General features: G+C 65.1%; 17 protein-coding genes. 8 read left to right on the top strand and 9 right to left on the bottom strand.

The features are described from left to right. Positions 1–113: 113 nt before the first annotated feature. Positions 114–1280: a DNA polymerase IV gene (gene dinB, locus GCT19_RS20660; protein ID WP_152852976.1), complete on the top strand. Its 1167-nt coding sequence runs from the start codon at positions 114–116 to the stop codon at positions 1278–1280. Here dinB and GCT19_RS20655 read toward each other — a convergent pair. From GCT19_RS20655 to GCT19_RS20630, 6 genes are all read right to left on the bottom strand, one after another. Beyond that, positions 1247–2755 (bottom strand): heavy metal sensor histidine kinase, encoded by a 1509-nt coding sequence (locus GCT19_RS20655; RefSeq protein WP_152852975.1) that lies wholly within the window; start codon positions 2753–2755, stop codon positions 1247–1249. The two genes, dinB and GCT19_RS20655, sit on opposite strands and share 34 nt — an antisense overlap. After that, positions 2752–3438, bottom strand: coding sequence for a heavy metal response regulator transcription factor (locus GCT19_RS20650; RefSeq protein WP_013091374.1), 687 nt, complete (start codon positions 3436–3438; stop codon positions 2752–2754). Before GCT19_RS20650 ends, GCT19_RS20655 begins: the two co-directional genes overlap by 4 nt. A 145-nt stretch (positions 3439–3583) precedes the next feature. Further along, a complete protein-coding gene (locus GCT19_RS20645; protein WP_152852974.1) occupies positions 3584–5149 on the bottom strand; it encodes an efflux transporter outer membrane subunit in 1566 nt (521 codons plus the stop codon). Next, the gene (locus GCT19_RS20640) at positions 5149–6375 is read right to left on the bottom strand and encodes an efflux RND transporter periplasmic adaptor subunit (protein ID WP_152852973.1); all 1227 of its coding nucleotides are present in this window, start codon (positions 6373–6375) and stop codon (positions 5149–5151) included. Before GCT19_RS20640 ends, GCT19_RS20645 begins: the two co-directional genes overlap by 1 nt. Before the next feature lie 23 nt (positions 6376–6398). Continuing rightward, positions 6399–9668 (bottom strand): efflux RND transporter permease subunit, encoded by a 3270-nt coding sequence (locus GCT19_RS20635; protein WP_018433545.1) that lies wholly within the window; start codon positions 9666–9668, stop codon positions 6399–6401. 374 nt (positions 9669–10042) lie between these two features. Then, positions 10043–10477, bottom strand: a complete 435-nt coding sequence (locus GCT19_RS20630) for a VOC family protein (RefSeq protein WP_008918388.1) — start codon at positions 10475–10477, stop codon at positions 10043–10045. A 159-nt stretch (positions 10478–10636) separates the two neighbouring features. On the opposite strand from GCT19_RS20630, the gene GCT19_RS20625 reads away from it, so the two are divergent. The 7 genes from GCT19_RS20625 (at position 10637) to GCT19_RS20595 (ending at position 18558) form a co-directional block, all read left to right on the top strand. Continuing rightward, positions 10637–11512: a LysR family transcriptional regulator gene (locus GCT19_RS20625; RefSeq protein ID WP_152852972.1), complete on the top strand. Its 876-nt coding sequence runs from the start codon at positions 10637–10639 to the stop codon at positions 11510–11512. A 176-nt stretch (positions 11513–11688) separates the two neighbouring features. Next, positions 11689–12327 carry a LysE family translocator gene (locus GCT19_RS20620; RefSeq protein WP_152852971.1) on the top strand — a complete coding sequence of 213 codons (639 nt, stop codon included), beginning with the start codon at positions 11689–11691 and terminating at the stop codon, positions 12325–12327. 101 nt (positions 12328–12428) lie between these two features. After that, positions 12429–12779 carry a hypothetical protein gene (locus GCT19_RS20615; protein WP_152852970.1) on the top strand — a complete coding sequence of 117 codons (351 nt, stop codon included), beginning with the start codon at positions 12429–12431 and terminating at the stop codon, positions 12777–12779. A 247-nt stretch (positions 12780–13026) separates the two neighbouring features. Beyond that, the gene (locus tag GCT19_RS20610; protein WP_026228300.1) at positions 13027–14661 is read left to right on the top strand and encodes an L-lactate permease; all 1635 of its coding nucleotides are present in this window, start codon (positions 13027–13029) and stop codon (positions 14659–14661) included. A gap of 10 nt (positions 14662–14671) precedes the next feature. Then, positions 14672–14890 (top strand): hypothetical protein, encoded by a 219-nt coding sequence (locus tag GCT19_RS20605; RefSeq protein ID WP_013091366.1) that lies wholly within the window; start codon positions 14672–14674, stop codon positions 14888–14890. Positions 14891–15002: 112 nt separating this feature from the next. Further along, positions 15003–16664: a gamma-glutamyltransferase gene (gene ggt / locus GCT19_RS20600; RefSeq protein ID WP_152852969.1), complete on the top strand. Its 1662-nt coding sequence runs from the start codon at positions 15003–15005 to the stop codon at positions 16662–16664. Positions 16665–16749: 85 nt separating this feature from the next. Further along, positions 16750–18558 (top strand): SLC13 family permease, encoded by a 1809-nt coding sequence (locus GCT19_RS20595; RefSeq protein WP_152852968.1) that lies wholly within the window; start codon positions 16750–16752, stop codon positions 18556–18558. 22 nt (positions 18559–18580) lie between these two features. On the opposite strand, the gene GCT19_RS20590 is transcribed toward GCT19_RS20595, so the two are convergent. From GCT19_RS20590 to GCT19_RS20580, 3 genes are read right to left on the bottom strand one after another with little or no spacing between them, the layout of a single operon-like run. Then, positions 18581–19825: a complex I 51 kDa subunit family protein gene (locus GCT19_RS20590; protein WP_018433553.1), complete on the bottom strand. Its 1245-nt coding sequence runs from the start codon at positions 19823–19825 to the stop codon at positions 18581–18583. Positions 19826–19845: 20 nt separating this feature from the next. Continuing rightward, the gene (locus tag GCT19_RS20585; protein ID WP_152852967.1) at positions 19846–21495 is read right to left on the bottom strand and encodes an FAD-binding protein; all 1650 of its coding nucleotides are present in this window, start codon (positions 21493–21495) and stop codon (positions 19846–19848) included. 16 nt (positions 21496–21511) lie between these two features. Beyond that, on the bottom strand, positions 21512–22150 hold the full coding sequence (locus GCT19_RS20580) for a 4Fe-4S dicluster domain-containing protein (RefSeq protein WP_152852966.1): 639 nt from the start codon (positions 22148–22150) through the stop codon (positions 21512–21514). Positions 22151–22207 lie beyond the last annotated feature (57 nt).

The raw sequence follows: 22207 nt of genomic DNA, 5'->3' as shown, positions 1-22207 counted from the left end.
GCCACGCAGGCCCTGACCGGCGGCGCGCGCGGCAAGGTACCATTACGGGCCGGCGGCGTCGCGACGCGCGCCGTCACCGCTTTCGTTCATTACCATCGCCCGCTTCAATTCCGATGAATTCGCCATCCCGCCGCATCGCGCACCTCGATATGGACGCGTTTTACGCGTCCGTCGAACTGCTGCGCTATCCGGAGCTGCGCGGCCGAGCGGTGGTGATCGGCGGCGGCCGCAACAGCGCGCCGCAGCTGCTCGAAGACGGCAGCAAGCGCTTCGCGAAGCTGCGCGATTACGCGGGCCGCGGCGTCGTCACCACGTCGACGTACGAGGCACGCGCGCTCGGCGTGTTTTCGGCGATGGGCATGATGAAGGCCGCCGCGCTCGCGCCCGACGCGATCCTGCTGCCGACCGACTTCGATTCGTACCGCCACTACTCGCGCCTCTTCAAGGCGGCCGTCAGGACGTTCACGGACCGCATCGAGGATCGCGGCATCGACGAGATCTATATCGACCTGACCGACCTGCCGGGCGAACCGGCCGATATCGGGCGGCGCATCAAGGAGGCCGTTCAACAGGCCACCGGTCTCACGTGTTCGATCTGCGTCGCGCCCAACAAGCTGCTCGCGAAGATCGGCTCCGAGCTCGACAAGCCCGACGGCCTGACGATCCTCACGCCAGCCGACATACCGCTGCGCGTGTGGCCGCTGCCGGTGCGCAAGGTCAACGGCATCGGCCCGAAGGCGGCGGAGAAGCTGACCGCGCTCGGCCTCGCGACGGTCGGCGATCTGGCCGCCGCCGACGCCGGGCTATTGCAGGACAATTTCGGGCGCAGCTATTCCGCGTGGCTGATGGAAGTCGCGCAGGGTCACGACGAACGGCCGGTGGTGGTCGAATCGGAGCCGAAGTCGATCAGCCGGGAGACCACGTTCGAACGCGACCTGCATCCGCGCCATGACCGGCCGGCGTTATCGAGCGCGTTTACGGGGCTGTGCGTGCGTGTCGCCGACGATCTCGTGCGCAAGGGCTACGTGGGCCGCACGATCGGCATCAAGCTGCGTTACGACGATTTCCGCACCGTCACGCGCGACCTGACGCTCGACGAACCGACCGCCGACGCGACCGAAATCCGCCGCGCGGCGACCGAGTGTTTGCGACGCGTGCAGTTGAACCGCAAGCTGCGGCTATTGGGCGTGCGCATCAGCACGCTGAGCTCGGCCAGCGAACAGGCGCTGAAGCCGCGCCTGCCGGTTCAGGCCGACTTGCCTTTCGCGAGCGACGAATAGGCGGTATCGGCGGCGACGCCGGCCGCGTTCGCGTTCGCGCTCGCATTGGCATTCGCGCTCGCGTTCGCACGCGCGGCCGGTAGATCGCCCGACGCGGATATCACCGGCGCCGCCACCGAAAACGAGAACGTGTTGATGCCGTTCGCGCTGTGCGCGGATACGGTGCCACGATGCATCTCGGCGATCGCCTTCACGATCGCGAGTCCGAGCCCGTGGTTTTCGCGGCTATTGGTACGCGACACTTCCGCGCGATAGAAACGGTCGAACAGATGTTCGAGGACGTCCGGCGCGATCGGCTCGCCCGGATTCGCCACCACGACACGCACCTGGTCACGCATCGCACCTTCGCCGCGCGCGATCGTCACGCTGATCGTCGCGCCCGGCTCGCAGTGCTGGATCGCGTTCATCAGCAGGTTCGTGCACGCGCGGCCGAACAGCGAGCGGTTCACGCGCGCGAACGCATCGCCCTGCAGCTTCGCGTGCACGCGCGCCTCTTCGAGCGGAATCTCCAGAAACTCCAGCGTATGCGCGACTTCCGCTGCGAGCGACACCTCGATCAACCCCGTCGCGCGTTCGCCCTGGTCGGCACGCGCGAGGAACAGCATGTCGTTGATGATCGCGCGCATCCGCTCGAATTCTTCGAGGTTCGATTGCAGCGTGTGACGCAGATCGTCGACCGAGCGGTTGCGCGTCAGCGCGACTTCGGTCTGGCCGATCAGGATCGTGACCGGCGTGCGCAGTTCATGCGCGACGTCCGCGTTGAACGATTCGAGGCGGCCGTAGGCGCCGTCGAGCCGTTCGAGCGCGCCGTTGAACGAGTTGGCGAGATCGTTCAGTTCGAGCGGCAATGACGCCGTATTGAGCCGCTGCGAACGGTTGTTGGGGCTGACCGCGGATGCGTCGCGCGTCAGACGCGTGAGCGGTTGGAGGCCGATGCGCGTGACCGAGTAGCTGAGCAGCAGCACCGCGAGACTGCCGAGCGCGGACAGCGCCGCGAGTGCCGAGCCGAACACGCGCATCGTGCGCAAGTTCGGCGAATAGCTCGCCGCGACCTGCAACTGCACTTCAGGCCGCGCGCCATTGGCGGGCAAGATCACCGTCGAGGTCAGCATGTCGGGGCCGCCGCCCTCAGGCGCGATGCGCGCGTAGCCGCCGGGCCAGCTCTTCGTGACGGTCCCGTGCACCGGCGTGCCGAAGTGGAAGTTCGGCTCCGCGCTCGTCACGGAGTACATGGTGCTGCTGTCATGCGGCGTCATGTCGGTGAGTTTTTCGCGGGCCATCCGCCATTTTTCGGGCGTTACCGCGTGAGAGACGATGATGCGCGCGATTTGCGTGCGATCGTCGAGCGACTCGCGCAGATGATGTTCGAGCTGCGAGCGCAGCACCAGAAAGAGCCCGCTGCCGACGAGCGTAAACACGAACAGCGCCACCAGCGCGAACATCGACGCAAGGCGGCGGGCAATCGAGCGGTTCATGATGACTCGGCCTCTTCGCGCACTTCCAGCACGTAGCCCATGCCACGCACCGTGTGCAGCAGCTTCGACGGAAATGGGCCGTCGAGTTTCGCGCGCAGCCGCTTGATCGCGGTTTCGACGACGTTCGTGTGGCTGTCGAAATTGACGTCCCATACGAGTTCGGTGATCGCGGTCTTCGACAGAATGTCGCCCTGGCGGCGCGCGAGCACGCTGAGCAGTTGAAACTCTTTCGCGGTCAGGTCGAGGCGCACGCCATCGCGCGTCGCACGGCGGCCGATCAGATCGACGAACAGATCGCCGACCGAAATCAGCGTGGACTCCTGCGAACGCGTGCGGCGCGCGAGCGCATGCAGACGCTCGACGAGTTCGAGGAACGAGAACGGTTTGGTCAGGTAGTCGTCCGCGCCTTCGCGCAGGCCGCGCACGCGGTCGTTCACGTGATCGCGCGCGGTCAGCATGATGACCGGCGTCGACTTGCGCATGCGCAGCGCCTTCAGCACGCTGAAGCCGTCGCGCTTGGGCAGCATCACGTCGAGGACGATCACGTCGTAATCGAATTCGGTGGCCAGATGCGTCCCTTCCTCGCCGTCGAGCGCGACGTCGACGACCCAGCCCTGCTCTGTCAAACCGGAGCGCAGGTAGTCGACTACCTTGTGCTCGTCTTCAACGATCAGCAATTTCATCCGCGTCCCCTGTCGGCAGGAGTTAGCGCTTTAGCGCTTACTGCTGCCCCATGCCACATTGTGGCGTCAACCTTGCATTATACGAACGCCCTCGATTCCTCGCGCCGATCCCACTGCATCGGCATGGAAGCTCGGCCGGTGCGATTCAGCGCGCAGCAGCCGGCATGTCTTTCTGCTGCGCGCCGCCGGCAGGCGCCTGCTGCGGCATCGCCGCAGCGTTGCTTGCATGGGCCTCATTCGCGGCCATCGAATTGCCTTGCGCGCCGCCATCCCAACCGCCGCCGAGCGCCTTCACCAGCGCGACCGACAGCGTCAACTGCTGCCCATGAATCTGCACATCCGTGCGCTCGCTCGTCAGCAGCGACTCCTGAGCGTCGATCACGTTCAGATACGCGACGAGGCCCCCGGAATAGCGATCGTTCGCGAGCGCCAGCAGCCGCTGCGCATCCTCGACCGCCTCGCGCGACTGCTTCGCCGCGCCGTCGAGCACCGACAGTCCGGTGATGCCGTCCTGCACCTGCTGGAACGCGCTCAGCACCGTCTGCCGATAATTCGCCTCGGTCGCCTTGTAGCCCTCGCTCGCGAACTTGACGTTGGCCGCGCGCCGCCCGCCGTCGAAGATCACCTGGCCGACCGCCGCGCCGAGCGTCCACATCAGCGTCGGCGCGCTCAGCAGATTGGCGAACTCGGTGCTCTCCCAGCCGATGCCCGGCGTCAGCGTCAGGCTCGGGAAGAATGCGGCCTTGGCCACGCCGATCTGCGCGTTGGCGGCCGCCATCGCGCGTTCCGCCGAGGCGACGTCGGGCCGCCGCTGCAGCACGTCGCTCGGCACGCCGAGCGGCACCGTCGGTGGCTTGATATCGAGCACCTTCGGCTCGATCGCGAACTGTGGGGCGGGCACGCCGACCAGCGCGGCAATCGCATGCTCGAATTGCGCGCGCTGATTCAGCAGAAGCTGCGCCTGCACACGCGTCGCATCCAGCTGCGATTTCTGCTGCAGCACATCGAGGCCCGACACCGAACCGAGGTCGTGCTCGGTATTCACGTAATCGAGCGCCTTCTGCTGCAGCTTCACCGACTGGTTCAGCACGTCGATCTCGCTGTCGAGCTCACGCAGCGAGAAGTAGTCGGTGGCGAGATCCGTCGTCAACACGAGCCGCGCGTTCGCGAGGTCGTCCGCAGACTGTTCGGCCGACGCCTGGGCGCCCTCGACCTCACGACGGATGCGTCCGAACAGATCGGTGTCGTAGCTGAGCGTCGGTCCGAGCTGGAGGTTGTTCTGTACCGTCGATTGAGTCGGCGTCGCGTAGTTGGTCAGCGGCCGGTCGTGCGAAATGCGAAAGCGCGAGGCCTGGGCCGAGAAATTGACTTCCGGCACGCGCTGCGCGCTGGTGTTCGCGAGTGTTGCCTTGGCCTGCTCGTAGTGCGCGCTCGCCGCGGCGAGCGTCTGGTTCTGCGCGAGCGCCTGGGTTTCGAGCGTCGCGAGCGTCGGGTCGGCAAAGCCTGTCCACCAGTCCGGCGCAATCGGCGCATGCGACGGCGCGGCGACGCGCCAGAACGAATCGGTGTGCCATTCTGGCGGCACCTCGGCCTGCGGCCGCTGATAGTCGGGACCTACCGTGCAGGCGGCGAGCAAGGCCGCGCCGGCGCAAGCGCTGAGCGCGGTGAACGCAATGCCGCGTGTGCGCCCCCGGCGGGAAGGCGCGAACATCACGACGCCTCCTTGCCGTTCTTCTGCAGCGGCTGCACCTGCACGTGATCGCCATCGGCGATCGAGTCGCTCGGATTGATGATGATGCGATCGGTCGGCGCAATACCGCTTTCGATTTCGAGCTGCTGCCCGAGGTCCACCGCGATCACGACCTTGTGCAGGCTGACGTTGCCCTTCGCATCGACGACCGCGAGGCGCGGACCCTCCGCGCGAAACAGCAGTGCGTTGCCCGGTACCGTCAGGCGTTCGTGCGCGGCGGCCGGCACCTCGACCTGCACATAGGCGCCGGGTCGCAGCCTGGCGTCGGGATTCGGCAGCGTCACTTCGATCTGCAACGAACGGGTGGGCACGTCGATCGCGCCGGACATATGCGTGATCGTGCCGTTGAACTGCTGGCCCGGCAGCTCGGCCTGCGTGACCACGACCTTCTGCCCGAGCGCGACGTTCTGCGCGTAGGCCTGCGGCAACTGCACATAGACGCGCAACGGGTCCGACTGCGCGAGCGCGAACAGCGCCCGGCTCGTGCCGCTGCCCGCGTCGATCAGATCGCCGACGTCGACGTTGCGCTGCGTGACCACGCCGGCAAACGGCGCGACGATCCGCTTGAACGATTCAAGCTGCTGCAGACGCTTGACGTTCGCGTCGGCCGCTGCGAGATTCGCAAGGTCTTGCGTGTAGGTGCTCTGCCGTTCGTCCAGTTCCTGTTGCGACACCGCATCGCGCTGGCGCAACTGCTGCCAGCGCTCCAGCGAGCTCTTCGCGAGTGCGAGGCTCGAATTGATCTGCTGACGCTGAGCCAGAGCCTGCGCGAGTTCCTGGTCGATTTCCGGCGTATCGAGCTCGGCGAGCAGTTGCCCCTGCTTCACGCGGGCGCCGATATCGGCGTACCAGTGCAGCAGATAGCCGGTCGCACGCGCATAGATCGGCGATTCGACATAGCCGCGCAACGTGCCGGGCAGCAGCGTGCCGCCGCCGCCGTCGGTCTGCTTCGGCGTGACGACGTTCACGTACTGCGTGGCGTTCTGCTGCGCGGTCGCCGTGACTTCGCGGTTTTGCATCACGTTCGCGATCACGGTGCGCAGCGTGCCGATCGCGAGCAGCACGAACACGATCAGGATCGCGATCTTCGCGTGTCTCCATTCGCGATGGCGCGGCGGCAGCAAGTGCTCTCCCTGTTCGGTTTCCCGCGTGGGGATCGCTAGCGATGCATGAGTTTTATCGGTCATCTCAGTCAACCATCGTTTAACTTTTACGCGGGCGTCGCCGCACTGCTGTGTTCCGGCGTGGGGCTGCCGCTGTGGCCGCCACTTCGACCGCCATCACCGCCTGTTCCACCGCCATTGCCGCCGTTTCCGCCGCCGTTGTCGCCGCCGCCGTTGTGATGACGGCGCGCGAGCCACGAATGAATTCCCGCGAACACGAGCGGCACGAAAAACAATGTCGATACGGTCGCGAACAGCAAGCCGCCAATCACCGCGCGGCCGAGCGGCGCATTCTGCTCGGCGCCTTCGCCGAGACCGAGCGCCATCGGAATCATGCCGATGATCATCGCGAACGCGGTCATCAGCACCGGACGGATCCGGCTCGCGCCGGCTTCGAGCGCGGCCGTGAGCGGCGGCGCGCCCGCCGACAGACGCTGGCGCGCGAACGCGACCATCAGAATGCTGTTCGCGGTCGCGACGCCCATCGTCATGATCGCGCCGGTCAGCGCCGGCACGCTCAGATGGGTGCCGGTCAGGAACAGCATCCACACGATGCCCGCGAGCGCCGCCGGCAACGCGCTGACGATGATCAGCGGATCGACCCACGACTGGAAGTTCACGACGATCAGCAGATACACGAGCACGATCGCCATCGCGACGCCGATGCCGAGCCCGAAGAACGAAGTGCGCATCGTCTGTACCTGGCCGCGCACGGTGATCGTGCTGCCGCGCGGCAGCGTACCGCGCACCTCGTTGACGATCCTGTCGACCTGATTCGCCACGCTGCCGAGATCGCGCTTTTCAACGCTCACATACAGATCGATCACCGGACGGATGTTGTAGTGGGAGACCTCAGCGAACTGGCTCTTCGGCGACACCTGCACGAGGTTGCCGAGCAGTTGCGTCGGCCCGTTCATCGTGGCCGACACCGGGGTGCGCAACAGTTCGTCGATCGACGACACCTGGTACTGCGGCGTCTGCACCTGAACCCTGTATTCGACGCCGTTGCTGTTGTTGACCCAGAAGCCCGGCGACGTCTGCGAACTGCCCGATAGCGAAACCAGCACGTTCTGCGCGACGTCGTTCGCGGTCAGGTTCAGTTGTTGCAGACGGGTGCGGTCCATGTGCAGACCGATTACCGGTTCGTCGAGCTTCTGCTGGATATGCGTGTCGACGGTGCCCGGAATCAGGCGTACCTGCTTCAGCAGCTTGCGCGCGACGTCGAGGTTGCCCTGCTGATTCGCGCCGGCAATCTGCACGTCCACCGCGGCGGGCAGGCCGAAGTTCAGGATCTGCGTGACGATGTCGGCGGGCTGAAAGAAGAACTCGACGCCCGGGAATCGCTGCGGCAGGATCGTGCGCAGCTTGTCCATGTAGATCTGCGACGGCTCGTGGCCTTCGTTCAACGCGATCTGGATCTCGCCGTCGAGCGTGCCCATCGTGCCCGCATTGCTGTACGACAGGTTGATGCCGCTGTACGGCAGGCCGAGGTTGTCGAGAATCGTGCCCAACTCCCTCTCCGGCACGACTTCGCGGATCACCTTCTCGACCTCGTCGGCGAGCCGCGCGGTTTCCTCGATCCGCGTGCCGGTCGGCGCGCGCATGTGCAGACGGATGTCGCCCGCGTCGACGCTCGGGAAGAAGTCTTCGCCGAGCGCAAAGAACAGGCCCATCGACAGCACGCAGAAACCGAGAAACAGCGTGCCGAACATCTTGCGCCGCACCAGCAGGCTGCTCAGGATCATGATGTAGGCCGCGCGCATCCGCTCGAAGCCGGCGTCGAAGCGGTGATACAGACGCATGAACAGATTCGGCTTCGTGCCCGCCTTGGGCTTGTGCGCGTGGCCCATCAGCAGCATCGCGAGCGTCGGCACGAGCGTACGCGACAGGATGTACGACGCGAGCATCGCGAATACCACCGCTTCCGCGAGCGGCACGAACAGGTAGCGCGCGACGCCGGTCAGGAAGAACATCGGCACGAACACGATGCAGATACAAAGCGTCGACACCAGCGCCGGCACCGCGATTTCGCCGGCGCCGTCGAGAATCGCGTCGTGCAGATTGGTGCCCATGTGCAGGTGCCGCTCGATGTTCTCGATCGTCACGGTCGCGTCGTCCACCAGGATACCGACCGCGAGCGCGAGCCCGCCCAGCGTCATGATGTTGATCGTCTGCCCGAGCGCGTGCAGCACGATCAGCGACGACAGAATGGACAGCGGAATCGAGATCGCGATGATGCAGGTGCTGCGCCAGTTGCCGAGGAACAGCAGGATCATCGCGGCGGTCAGCGCGGCCGCGACCAGCGCCTCGCGCACCACGCCCTGCACCGCCGCCTTCACGAACACCGACTGGTCGAACAGCGCGGTGATCTGCAGATCCGGCGGCAGCGCGGCGCGCGCGGCCGGCAACAGGCCTTTCAACGTATCGACGATCGACAGCGTCGACGCATTGCCGTTCTTCAGCACCGACATCAGCACGCCACGATGACCGTTCTGCCGCACGATGTTGGTCTGCGGCGAGTAGCCGTCGCGCACATGGGCGACTTCACGCAGGTAGGTCGTCGCGCCGTTGACGGTGCGCACTGGAATGTCGTTGAGACCTTCCAACGTCGGTGGCGAACCGTTCATGTCGATCGTGTATTCCTTCGGCCCGATCTTGGCCGTGCCGGTGGGCAGAATCAGGTTTTGCGCATTGAACGCGTTGACCACATCGGCTGGCGTCAGGCCCTTGGCCAGCATCGCGCGCGTATCGAGGTCGACCGAGATCAGCCGCGATTTGCCGCCGTACGGGTACGGCACGGCTGCGCCCGGAATCGTCACGAGTTGCGGACGCAGGAAGTTCAGCGCGGTGTCGTTCAAGTCCTGCTCGGAGAGCTTCGGACTCGACAGACCTAGCTGGATCACCGGAATACTCGAAGCCGAGTAGCTGATGACGAGCGGCGCGGTGGCGCCCGGCGGCATCTGCTTCAATTGCGCCTGCTCGACGGCGACCGTCTGCGCGATGGCCGTCTGGATATTCGCGTTCGGCTGCAGAAACACCTTCAGGATTGCGATGCCGGGCAGCGACTGCGATTCGATATGTTCGATGTCGTTGACCGTCGTGGTCAGACTGCGCTCGTTGACCGACGTGATGCGGGTAGCCATGTCCTCGGCCGACAGCCCGGTGTAGGTCCAGATGATGCTGACCACCGGAATGTTGATTTCCGGCAGCACGTCGACGGGCGTGGTGAACAGCACGAAGGGCGTCGCCAGCACGATCAGAATCGCCATCACGATGAACGTGTATGGCCGCTTAAGCGCTACGTTGACGATCCACATTGAAACGGGCCAGAGAAAATGCGGGTGGAGGGAGGGATTGAATCTCCGCTTATGCTAGATCGGTAGCACCAACACCTGCATGGCGCGAGAATGGCGAAATTGTCAGGAAGCTTATTGAAAGCAAATACGCCATTTTTGAAGGCGAAAGGCTCTCGCCGGATTTGCAGCGAATTAGGCGACCCGCAAACGTTTGTTAAATAAATTTACGCGCAGTTATTGGAACGTTTGCTGATTCGCAGCACGGTTTTCGTTCGAAATATTGTGAAACATGCTTTCAGTTTTATTCGCAACACAGAAAAAGGCCGGTCAACCTGAATGGTCGACCGGCCTTGTCATTTGCAGCTATCCGTGCGCTGGCGTCAACGCCCCGACGCTTATTTGGCGAACAGTGACGACATATCGGCGAACGCCTTGAATTCGAGCGCATTGCCCGACGGATCTAGGAAGAACATCGTCGCCTGCTCGCCGACCTCGCCCTTGAAGCGCACATGCGGCTCGATGATGAATTCGATGCCGGCCTTCTGCAGTTTGTCCGCGGCGGCCTGCCATTGCTCCATCGACAGCACCGCGCCGAAGTGGCGCACCGGCACCGCGTCGCCGTCGACCGCGCTGGTATGACGGTGACCGACTTCGTCCGGCGCCAGATGCGCGACGATCTGATGACCGTAGAAATTGAAATCGACCCACGCGTCCGAACTGCGCCCTTCCGGGCAGCCGAGCAATTCGCCGTAAAACTCGCGCGCGGCGGCGAGGCTATGAACAGGAAACGCCAGATGGAACGGCGGCAAAGCGGTTTCGGCAACGCTCATGATAGGAAGTCTCGCTGGCTGGGTGTGAGGATGGATTACGACTGGCACGGCTCGCACGACCGGCAATCGGCTCAGATGCAGCAAAGTTTAACCATGAATAAAAATGTTGAGAAACGATATATATTTGACCTGACCACCACCAAAATCGATTGAACGATCATGCTCAGCGAGTTGAAAACCTTCATCGCCGTCAGCCAGTACGGCACGTTTTCGGGCGCGGGCGCGCGCATTGGGCTCACGCAATCGGCGGTCAGCGCGCAGATGCAGCGGCTCGAGCAGGAACTCGGCTTCCCGCTGTTCGACCGCACCGGCCGCTCGGCGACGCTCAACGAGGCGGGCCGCGAAACGCTCGCGCTCGCCGAGGAAATGATGACGCTCTACGCGCGGCTCTCCGAGCGCAGCGGAGGTGCTGCCGAAAGCGGCATGCTGCGGGTCGGCGCGATCGCGTCCGCGCAGGTATCGCTGCTGGCCGACGCGCTCGCGCGCTTTCGCGACGACCGCCCCGGCTGGCGGATTCGCGTGGTGCCGGGCGTGTCGCTGGGGCTGCTCGGCCAGGTCGATGCGGGCGAGCTCGATCTGGCCGTCATCATCAAGCCGCCGTTCGCGCTGCCGTCGGAGCTCGAATGGCGCACCCTGGTCGCCGAACCGTTCGTGCTGCTCGCGCCGAAAAAGCTCGCGCGCGGCGGCCGCTCGTGGCGCGAACTGCTGCGCAGCGAGCCGTTCATCCGCTATGACCGCGCATCGTTCGGCGGCCGGCTCGTCGATCGTTTTCTGCGGCGCGCGCGCCTTAGCGTGCGCGATGCGGTCGAGCTCGACGAATTGCAGGCGATCGTGCAACTGGTCGCGCGCGGCATGGGTGTCGCGCTGATTCCGAATACGGCCGGGCTCGGCAAATGGCCGGCGAGCGTCGTGGCACTCGAACTCGGCGATGCGACCTTCGAGCGTGAGATCGGGCTCGTGCTGCGGCCGCGGCATAGCCGGCCGGTGGTCGCCGATGCGTTGGCGGAGTGTATTGCGAGCGCAGCGGACGGTTGAGCGCCTGGCCCGCCGCGTTCAATGCGGCTTCGAATCGAGTGTGCTGCCACACGTACGCGCAACTGTATCTGTGAGCTGCGAGCGACGGCCGGCAGAATCGTTGCTTCATTCAACCGGCGGTGTGGCGCGTTGCATGGCATTGCCGAACACGCGCCCCGCCCTCACCTTTGCCCGCCATGATCGCCAGCCCTGTGCTCACCGCCGATGTCCTGATCGCCTACAGCGCCTATTTCGTCGGCACCGCGAGCCCAGGGCCGAGCAATCTCGCGATCATGTCGCTCGCGATGAGCGCGGGCCGGCGCGCCGCGCTGGTGTTCGCACTCGGAGTGGTGACGGGCTCGTTCTCGTGGGCGCTGCTCGCGTCGCTCGGGCTGTCGGCGGTGCTCGCCACCTACTCGGAATGCCTGGTGGCGATCCGGATCGCGGGCGGGCTGTATCTGTTGTGGCTCGGCTACAAGTCCGCGCGCTCGGCGTTGAGCGCCGGCAAGCCGGCCGCGAGTGCGGCGCGCGTCGACGAAACGCTCGGGCGGCTCTATCTGCGCGGCCTGTTGCTGCATCTGACGAACCCGAAAGCGGTGCTCGTGTGGCTGTCGATCGTGTCGCTCGCGATGTCGCCGGTACACGGCGCCGCGCACGTGATGCCGGTCGTGCTGGGCTGCATGGCGATCGGCGCAACGGTGTTCAGCAGCTACGCGATGCTGTTTTCGACGGCATCCGCGCGGCGCGTTTATACGGCGATCCGGCGCTGGCTCGATGGCTCGCTCGCGGTGATGTTCGGGATTGCCGGGATCAAGCTGCTGACGTCGAAGAACTAGCGTGGCCTGGGCGCCCGCGGCCGCCGCGAGGCCGCGCTCTGCGATACTGGCGGCTCGGCTCCATCCACGACGGCTGCTAGCGCCCCCCCTCCCACGCAACGATGAACGGCAACGAACACGACGCACCTTCCTCCACCCCACGCTCGCCGCTGCAAAAGCGGCTCTATCTCTTCGGCGCGGCGATCCTGGTCGTCAGCCTGATCGTCGCGGCGCTCATCTACCTCAGCGTGCCGCCGCCCGATAGCGCGGTCGCGATGTACAGCATGGTCGATCCGCGCTATCAGATCGAGCTGCAGCAAATCGGCGGCAATGCGGCAGTGCTGATGGCGCAGTTGCATCAATGGTTCGATAGCTTGTGGCACGGTGTCAGGCTTGCCTATACGGTCGCGGCGCTGGGCGCTGCGCTCGCGGCTGGCTGTTTTTTTATCGGTCATTATTTCGTCGACGATTGAACCGCGAAACGATCGCCTCCGCCACGACGATTTAAAAACGTTAGTTATCGTTTATTCAAATCCGGCGCATCGTCGTCGCAGATGGAATTCCGCCGCGATTACCCAACAATAATTTCCGCAGCGCAATAAAGTCGCGCTTTTGCAGTCAACTTGCGGCATTAAGAAAACGAACTATTATTAGTTCGGGCCATACAGAATAGTGCCCCCTCACAGCATTCGAGGCGTATCAACTGCGAGAGGGAGCGTGATGAATGAAATAACCCTTCCGGTCGATCTAATTCACTGGATTCTGGCAACACTTTCAATCATTGCCTTGCTTGTCTTTCTGGTGCCGCTGCGTTGGCGGGCGCCCGAGGCGGGACCTGGCGCAATGTTCGTCGCCGGCCTGATCGCCGTATTCGCATTCCGCACTCCGATCACGACTTTGGCCGTCGCCAGCGGCAAAGGCGTATGGGACGCCATATTCATTCTCTATGTAATGTGGCCCGCGCTTCTGCTTTATCAGATCACCAAACAGGCCGGCGGCTACGATGCGCTTCGACACGGCATTTCCCGTTTCAGTCGAAATGATTTATTCGTCATTCTCGGCCTCGGCTGGGTGTTTTCATCTTTTCTTCAAGGCATCGCCGGTTTCGGCGCGCCGATTGCAGTCGTCGCCCCGCTTTTGCTCGCGATCGGTGTAAGACCGGTCCATGCCGCCGCCATCTCGATCATCGCGCACGCATGGGCGCGCTTCTTCGGCACCCTCGGCGTCGGCTGGCTCGCGACGTTGCAGGTAGCCGACATTCAGGACGTGGGACGCGCCGCTTTCGAATCGTGTGTGCTGCTGCTTATTCCGACGTACTTCGGCGGCCTGCTGATCGTGTGGCTATACGGACGCTGGGCAGCGGTGCGTCATGGATGGCCGCTGGTCCTGATCCTCGGCACGATCCTCGGCTTCGGCCAGTTGATCTTCGCGTTCCTGAGCCCTGAACTCTCGACGTTCCTCGCCGCAACCGTTGCGATGGTCGCCCTGTATCCGCTGTCGCGCTGGCGTCGATTCAGGGAGCCGGTTCCCGCAGCCGAGGTCCCGGATCGTCCCGCGATGGACCCCGCCGCCGTCGGCATGCAGACCGAAACCGAAGAGCCGGTGATGAGTCTCGGCATGGCATTCCTGCCGTATGTCGTGCTGACGGCCGTTACCCTGGGCATTCTGCTGATTGGCCCATTGAACGATGCGATGCGGCAATTCCGCATCGGCCTGCCGTTCCCCGAAGTGACCACGGGATTTGGCGTCCGAAACGCGGCCGTCGCGCGTTACGCGCCGTTCTCGCCGTTCACCCATCCAGGGACGATGCTGCTGATCTCCGCGATCGTCGTGTGGATCGTGTACCGCGTGAACGGCTTCTACGGTGCATGGCAATCGCGCCATGGCGGCGAGAATCTGGGTCGCTCGCTGATCGTCGACGGCGTGCCCGCATCGCTGCCGGTGATCGCTTTTCTCGTCACGAGCCGGGTGCTCGACCATAGCGGCCAGACCCAGGTGCTCGCGCACGGTATCGCGGACGTGTCGCCGCCGCTCGTGTATGCGGGCATCGCGAGCGTGATCGGCGCATTGGGCGCGTTCATGACGTCGAGCAGCACCGCGTCCAACGTACTGTTCGGCGGCCTGCAGAGCGACGTCGCGCAACTGCATTCGCTGCCGACCGAATCGATCATCGCCGCGCAGGCAGCGGGCAGCGCGTATGGCAACGCGATCGGCCCGGCCAATATCGTGCTGGGCACCAGCATCAGCGGCATCAAGGGACAGGAGGGCGCGGTGATGAAGCTGGCCCTTCCGTGGACGGTCATTGTCGCCATCCTGACCGGTATCGGCACGATCCTGCTCGTGATATTCGCGTGAGGTGACTCGCATGGACAAGCTCGTTGCGGAAACCCTGGCGCTGCTTCTGATGTTCGCGGGTTTTCCGCTCACCAGCAGGGGCTCGGTCACCGGCAACATGCTGCTGTTGGGGCTGGGGCTGCTCTGCGTGATCGCCGGCGGAGCGTTGCCGATCATCACGCGGTTCATGGATCACTCGAACGACAAGGTGAGAGACGCGGGCGTCGAGTTCGACGATCGGGCTTCCTGATCGACGCGGCGCGCCCGTTCCTTCGCAGCCGTTACTTTGCCGTCGAACGCTCCCGGCAAGCGCCACGCGCCGGGACCGCTGTGGCGGCTCGTTCTCAGGGGAGCTTTTCACCATGAGTCATCCCAATGGGCCTCGCACCGGTCGGCCGCCCACGCGCGCGCCGCATGGCATGGTCGCGACGCCACACTATCTGGCCAGTCAGGCCGGTGTCGAGATGCTGCAACGCGGTGGAACCGCGGTCGATGCCGCGATCGCCGCGAACGCGGTGCTGTGCGTCGCCTATCCGCACATGGCCGGGCTCGGCGGCGACGGCTTCTGGCTGATCGCCGAAGGCAACAGCGAACAGATTCACGCGATCAACGCGAGCGGACCGGCGGCGCAAGGCGCGACGCTCGCCCACTATCGCGGCATCGCCACCGACAACGAAATCGCGGCGCGCGGCCCGCAGGCGGTGCTGACCGTGCCGGGCGCGATCGACGGCTGGCGTCTCGCCCACGAGCGCTTCGGGCGCCTCGCCTGGGCGGAACTGTTTGCGGCGGCGATCGGCTATGCGCGCGACGGCGTGCCGGTCTCACGCTCGCTCGCGGACTGGACCGCGCAGGACGTGCCGATCCTCACGCGTTACCCGGACACGGCCGCGATCTTCATGCCGGGCGGCCGCGTGCCGGCCGACGGCGAGAAGCTCGTGCAAACCGCGCTGTCGCGATCGTTGCAGCAACTCGCCGATCAGGGCCCGCGCGCCGGCTTCTACGAAGGCGATCTCGCGACGCGGATCTGCGCCGGCGTCGGGGCCGCCGGCTCACCGCTGCAACCGGTCGACTTCGCCGCGTACCGCGCGGAATGGGTCACGCCGATCAGCACCACGTATCGCGGTCATACGGTCTACGAGCTACCGCCGAACACGCAGGGCTTTACGCCCTTGCAGATCCTGAACCTGATCGAAGGCTACGACGTGGCTGCATGGGGCGACGGCACCGCGGACTACTATCACCACCTCGCCGAAGCGGTGAAGATCGCGTTCGCGGATCGTGAAGAGTGGTTGACGGACCCGCGCTTCGTGACGATTCCGGTCGACCAGCTGATCACGAAGGCGTACTGCGACGAACGCCGCAAGCTGCTCGACCCCGAACGCGCGCTCGACATCGCGACGGTCCCGCCCGGCATCGCCTATCAGTATCCGCACGACCGCCGTGCGCCGGACGGCGACACCTGCTACTTCTGCGCGGCCGACAACGACGGCATGGTCGTGTCGCTGATCCAGTCCATCTATCACGACTTCGGCAGCGGCGTGCTCGGCGGGGACACCGGCATCATCATGCAGAACCGCGGCGCGTTCTTCTCGCTCGACGAGCATCACCCGAATTGCCTGCAACCGGGCAAGCGCACTTTCCACACGCTGATTCCGGCACTGATGACCCGCGACGGCAGGCCTTGCCTCGCCTTTGGCTCGATGGGCGGCGAAGGTCAGCCGCAAACCCAGGCCGCGCTCGTGACCCGCATCGTCGATTTCGGCTACGACGTGCAGCAGGCGATCGAGGCGCCGCGCTGGCTGATGGGACGCACGTGGGGCACCAAGTCGCGCAACATGTCGCTCGAGGGGCGCATCTCCGACGAAGTCGTGCGCGAATTGAAGCGCCGCGGCCAGCCGGTGCAGATGGTCACCGACTGGAACGACAACATGGGGCATGCACACGCGATCGCTTTCGATCGGCAACAGGGCTTCTACGAAGGCGGCGCCGATCCACGCGGCGACGGCGCCGCGCTCGGGTACTGAGGAGGACCGGTATCGGCTCCCGCAAACGGCTGGCAGGTGAGGTGCCGCGCTCGCGCAACGCGGCTCCATACGACGGGAAAAACAGATGAACCCGATGACCGTGACCTCGCTGGTCCTCGCCATGACGATGGCGCTGTTCATCTGGAACAAGGTGCCGGCCGCCGTCGTCGCGGTGATGTCGCTGATCGCGCTATATCTGACCGGCGTTCTGACGATGCGCGAGGCGTTGAGCGGCTTCGGCGATCCGCTGATCGTGTTCATCGCGGCGCTGCTCGGCATCGGCATCGGCCTCGAAACGACCGGTGTCGGCACATGGGCGGGACAGTGGCTGATTCGCCATTCGGGCAGCAGCCGCAAGCGACTGATCGCGTCGCTGCTGATCCTGTCCGCGGTATCCACTGCGCTGATCGGCATGAACGGCGCCGTCGTCGCGATGCTGCCGATCGCGGTCATCATCTGCGTGCAGACCCAGCTCGCGCCGTCGCAACTGATGATGCCCGTGTCGATCGCGTGCCTGACCGGCGCGAAGCTCACGTTGCTCGGCAGTCCGGTCAACGTGATCGCATCGAGCGCGGCCGATGCGCTCGGTGGCGCGCCGATCCGCTTCTTCGAATGGTCGATCGTGGGTCTGCCGTTGTTCGCCGGCACCCTTGCGATCATTCTGATACTCGGCCCGCTGTTATTGCCCAGGCGCAGCTCGAATTCGCTGCCGGCCGATTTCAGCCAGCACGCGCACACGCTGGTCGAGCAATACCGGCTCGCGGACGGCGTGTTCCGGCTGCGCGTGCGCGCGGGCTCGCCGTTGATCGGCAAGACGCTCGACAGCATCGATCTGTCGCAATACCCCGGTATCAGCGTGCTGGGCCTGACCGACGATGAAGGCGCCGAACTCGCGCAGAAAGATGCGAGCGAGGGCCACCACCTGCTGGTGCGCGGCGACGCGCAAGGCGTCGCGAGGCTCGCGAACGACTTGCATCTCGCGATTCGCGAGCCGCTCTCCGAAGCGCAGGCGGTCACGAATGCGCTGTTCAATCGCTCGTCGGGTCTCGCCGAAGTCGTGATACCGCCGCGCTCGGGGTTGATCGGACAAACCGTGTTTCCGGGCATGGCGACGCACGAAGGCGATCTGATCGTGCTCGCGATACAGCGCGGCGGCAAGAACGTGCCCGAGCCGTCGACCACGCTGCTCGCGGGCGACCATCTGCTGCTCAGAGGAACATGGGAAGCGCTCGACAAGCACTTCTCCGACCCGCAGATACTGATGGTCGATTCTCCGCAGACGGTACGGCGCCAGACCATCGCGCTGAGTCGCGGCGCGCGCGAGGCGCTCGTGATCCTCGCGGTGCTGGTCATCCTGCTCGCGACGAACGCGGTACCGCCCGCGGTGGCGACGCTGATTTGCGTGACCGCGATGGTATTGACGCGCGTGATCACACTGAACCAGCTGTACACGATCGACTGGAACACCTGCGTGCTGGTCGGTGCGCTGATTCCTCTCGCCACCGCGATGTCGAATACCGGGCTCGCGTATCAGATCGGCGATTACGTGATCCAGGCGGTCGGCTCGGGCGGTCCGCGCGCGGTGCTGGCAGGACTCTTCTTCGTGGCCGCGGTGCTGACCCAGGTGATCTCGAACAACTCGGCGGCGCTCGTGACCGTGCCGATCGCGGTAGCCACGGCGCAGGAACTCGGCGTGTCGGCGACGCCGTTCCTGGTCGCTGTGGCGCTCGGGGCAGGCGCTGCGCACATGACGCCGATGAGCACGCCGGTCAACCTCGTCACGTATGGCCCGGGCGCGTATGAGTTCGGCGACTACTGGAGGATCGGCCTGCTGATCGTGCTGTGGTCGATGGCGGTGGTCGTGTTCATTGCGCCGTTGTATTGGCCGTTCTAGCCGCCATACCGGCCGCGCTGTCCTACGCCATCAACAGCGCTTCATATTCCGCGCGGAACTGATCGATGGAACTCTCCACCACCGTCACCGCGCCGTCGATCAAACCGCAACGCCCGCTGCCGGGAAGAACGCGGCACAAGTTCTCCAGTGCATCCAGATCGGCACGCACGCCGCGGCCCGTGTCGAGCCGGTTCAGAAGCCGCATCATCTGAAACGTACCGCCCTTGCAAGGCGGGCACTGCCCGCACGAACCCTGAGCGAAGAAGTTCACGTAGTCCGCGACCTTGCGCACGATGCTGGTGCCTTCCGACACCACGATCATCGCGCCCGTCCCCAGACGCGAACGGCGTTGACGCACCGAGTCGAAATCCAGCGCCACGTCGAGATCGCGCTTCGTCAATAGCGTGTTCGATGGGCCGCCCGTGAAGACCGCCTTGAACTCCTTGCCCTGCAGCATGCCGCCGCCGTGCTGGAACACCAGCGTCTCGAGGCTCGTGCCCATCGGCAGTTCGTACAGACCGGGACGCAGCACGTCACCGGAAAGAGAATAGAGCTTGGTTCCGGCCGCATTCCCCACTCCGAGCTCGCGATACCACTGCGCGCCGTGGCGCAGAATCCCGGGCACGTGGGCGAGCGTCTCGACGTTGTTGACGATGGTCGGGGCGCCGTGCACACCCTGCTCGGCCGGGAAAGGAGGTTTGCGCCGCGGAAACGGAAAGCCGCCTTCGACGCTGGCGATCACCGCCGTCTCCTCTCCGCCGATGTACAAGCCCGAGCTGGGCACGACACCGAGCGACAGCGGCGCACCGATCCAACGCTCGATAGCGGCGAATTGCGGGTGTCCCGACCACTGCTTGACCGCCTCGCGAGTCGCGGCGAGAGACCCCGTCTGATGCGGATTCACGTACAAGACGACATGGTTGGCCCGCGTCGCCACCGCGGCGATCAGCGCGCCCTCGATCACCTGATGCGGTGTGTGTTCGAGCAGAAAGCGATCCTTGAAGGTGCCCGGTTCGTCTTCGTTGCCATTGCAAACGACGTACTTGTCGCCGTCAGGGGCGGCCGCAACCGGCGCCCACTTTCGATGCGCGGGGAAGCCAGCGCCGCCCATGCCGCGCAAGTCGGCCTGGGCGAGCTCGGCGATGATCGACTCCGGGTCGTCGAGCGCTTTGGCGAGTCCCTCGCCGCCGCCGCGCGCGAACCATGCATCGAGGTCGGCGCCGACGCGGAAATCGTCCCTCATCAAGCACTGATTCAGCGTTTGCATCGCGTGCTCCGTGGTTCGTGTCACCGGATGCCGCCGATCACGCGACCCCGCGCGCTCGCGCGCAATCCCGCATCGACTCGCAGATCGAAATGAGCATAGGCGGGAAAGAGCTGCGGCGCCTTCACGTGAAGCGGCAGTCCCGCCAGCGTCAGCTCTCTCTGCCACGCGTGCACGTGACCGATTCCGGCACGGCTCGTCATGACCCACTCTTTGGATTGCGCGGCCTTCGCGCCGGCACGGCGGCCCATGCTCAAAATGTCGAGCAACGCATTGCCCATCAAGCGGTTGCGGCCGTGGATGCCGCCCGTCACCTCGCCGACGCAGAAAAGGCCGGGGACGTTGGTGGCGCCATCTTTGTCGATGGCGACGCCGCCGTTCTGGTAGTGGAGCGTGGGATAAACGAGGAAGGGCTCCTGCGCCGCATCGATGCCGCACTTGTCCGCGAGATGGCGAAGCGTGACGAGGCGTTTGGCCAGAATGCCCGGATGCTCGATTTCGAGTGTCGGCGTATCGAGGAACACGCCGACCTGGCCGTCGCGCTCGATCCCGCGACCTTGTGCGCACTCGCGCAGAATCGCCGACGCGACCACGTCGCGCGGCTTGAGTTCGTCGACGAAACGTTCGCCTTCGCCGTTCAGCAGTCTCGCGCCGGCGGAGCGCGCCGCCTCGGAAATCAGGCCGCCCGCCAGATGGTGCGGGTAGGCGATGCCGGTCGGATGGTACTGGAATGAGTCGAGCTCGCGCAGGCGCGCGCCGATCCGATAGGCGAGCACCAGGCCATCGGCGGTGGCGCCGTAGTGGTTCGAGGTTGGAAACGAATTCAGGTGGAGTCGCCCCGCGCCGCCAGTGGCGAGGATCACGGCACGCGCACGCACCAGCACGAAGGTACGCCATTCGAGGTTGTAGATCACCGCGCCGGCGCAGCCGCCGCGCTCGTCGGACAGCAGCTCGACCAGAGGGCAGCGGTTCCACAACTCGATACCCGGGTCGAGGTCCACCGCCTCGCGCAGCACGCGCATCATTTCGAGGCCGGTATAGTCGCGATACGACAGAATGCGCGCCGCCGACGCGCCCCCGGGCTTCTTGCGCATCAGATTGCCGCCGATCGGCTGATCCTCTTCCAGATCGAACATCATGCCGAGCTGGATCAGCCAGCGAATCACATCGGGGCCGTCCATCACCATCTGGGCCACGAGCTTGGGCTCGCCGCAGAAGTGTCCGGCGCGAAGCGTGTCCTCGAAGTGCAGTTGCGGGCTGTCATCCTCGCCGATGGCCGCCTGGATTCCGCCTTCGGCCATCACCGTATTGCTGTCGCCGAGACGCAGCTTGGTGGCGAGGATCACCCGTGCGCCCTGCTTCGCCGCCGTGAGCGCCGCGGCGCAGCCGCCACCGCCGCCGCCGATCACCAGCACATCGGTCGTCATCAGCTGCGCGCCGGCGATATCGACATCGTCGATCAGCGCGTTAGCCTGTAGATGGCGCGCGAGATCGGGCTGACACGGCTCGCCGCGATTGATCCCGACACTGAGCGTGACGCGCGCATGCGGCCCATGATCGGGGTGATAAGCCTTCAGCAGTTCATCGACCGGGACGTCGTCGGCGCGAAGCGTGGCCGCCATCCCGGGGCGGTAGCGCTGCCGCGCGTTTTCGTAGGGTATGCCGGCGGACATGATGATTTCGCTCCGGTCAGCGCGGCGGTTGCGCGCCAGGCGCATCGAAGTCGATCTTCATCTCGCCGCTCTCGATCTGCTGCAGCCGTCGCATCAGATTGGCCGGACGCAGCGAAAGCGACGCGATCATCCGGCGCACGAACACGCCCAGATGGTTGGGCCGGATATGCTCGGGGCATGCGAGCGTGCACAGGTTGCACATCACGCATTCGTCGAACACCTGGCTCGATGCGGGCAGCTTGCCCTCGACCGCCAGGTTCACGCCTCGCTGCACGTCCAGCCCCTTCGGACAGGCGCGGTCACAGCCGCTGCAATGACGGCAATGCGCCGCTTCGGGGAAGATCTCGGCGATCTTGCCGAGCGCCTGCCAGCTGTCGCCGATCTCTTCCATTCGATACTGGTGACGTTCCGATTCGGTGAAGTAATCGAGGAAGGCGACCTGCATGCCCTCTTCGACGAGGGTCTCGCAGGCGAGCGCGGTTTTGACTTCCTGCTCGCCGCTGCGTCGCACCATTACACGGCACGAGCCGCACACGCCCTGGGACATGCAGCCGACGCCCTCGACGAGAGTCTGCCCCGCATGCCCCATGGCCTGCAGAATCGAGCAATTGTCCGGCGCCTGAATCTCGCGCCCTTCGATACTCACGCGAACCATGGCCTCGCACTCTCCTTGCATGCCGTGAACACTTCACTGGCGAACGCGCAAAAAAGG

The sequence above is a fragment of the Paraburkholderia atlantica genome (assembly GCF_009362785.1).
Classification (GTDB): domain Bacteria; phylum Pseudomonadota; class Gammaproteobacteria; order Burkholderiales; family Burkholderiaceae; genus Paraburkholderia; species Paraburkholderia atlantica.
This window is presented reverse-complemented; position numbering and strand designations above follow the sequence as displayed.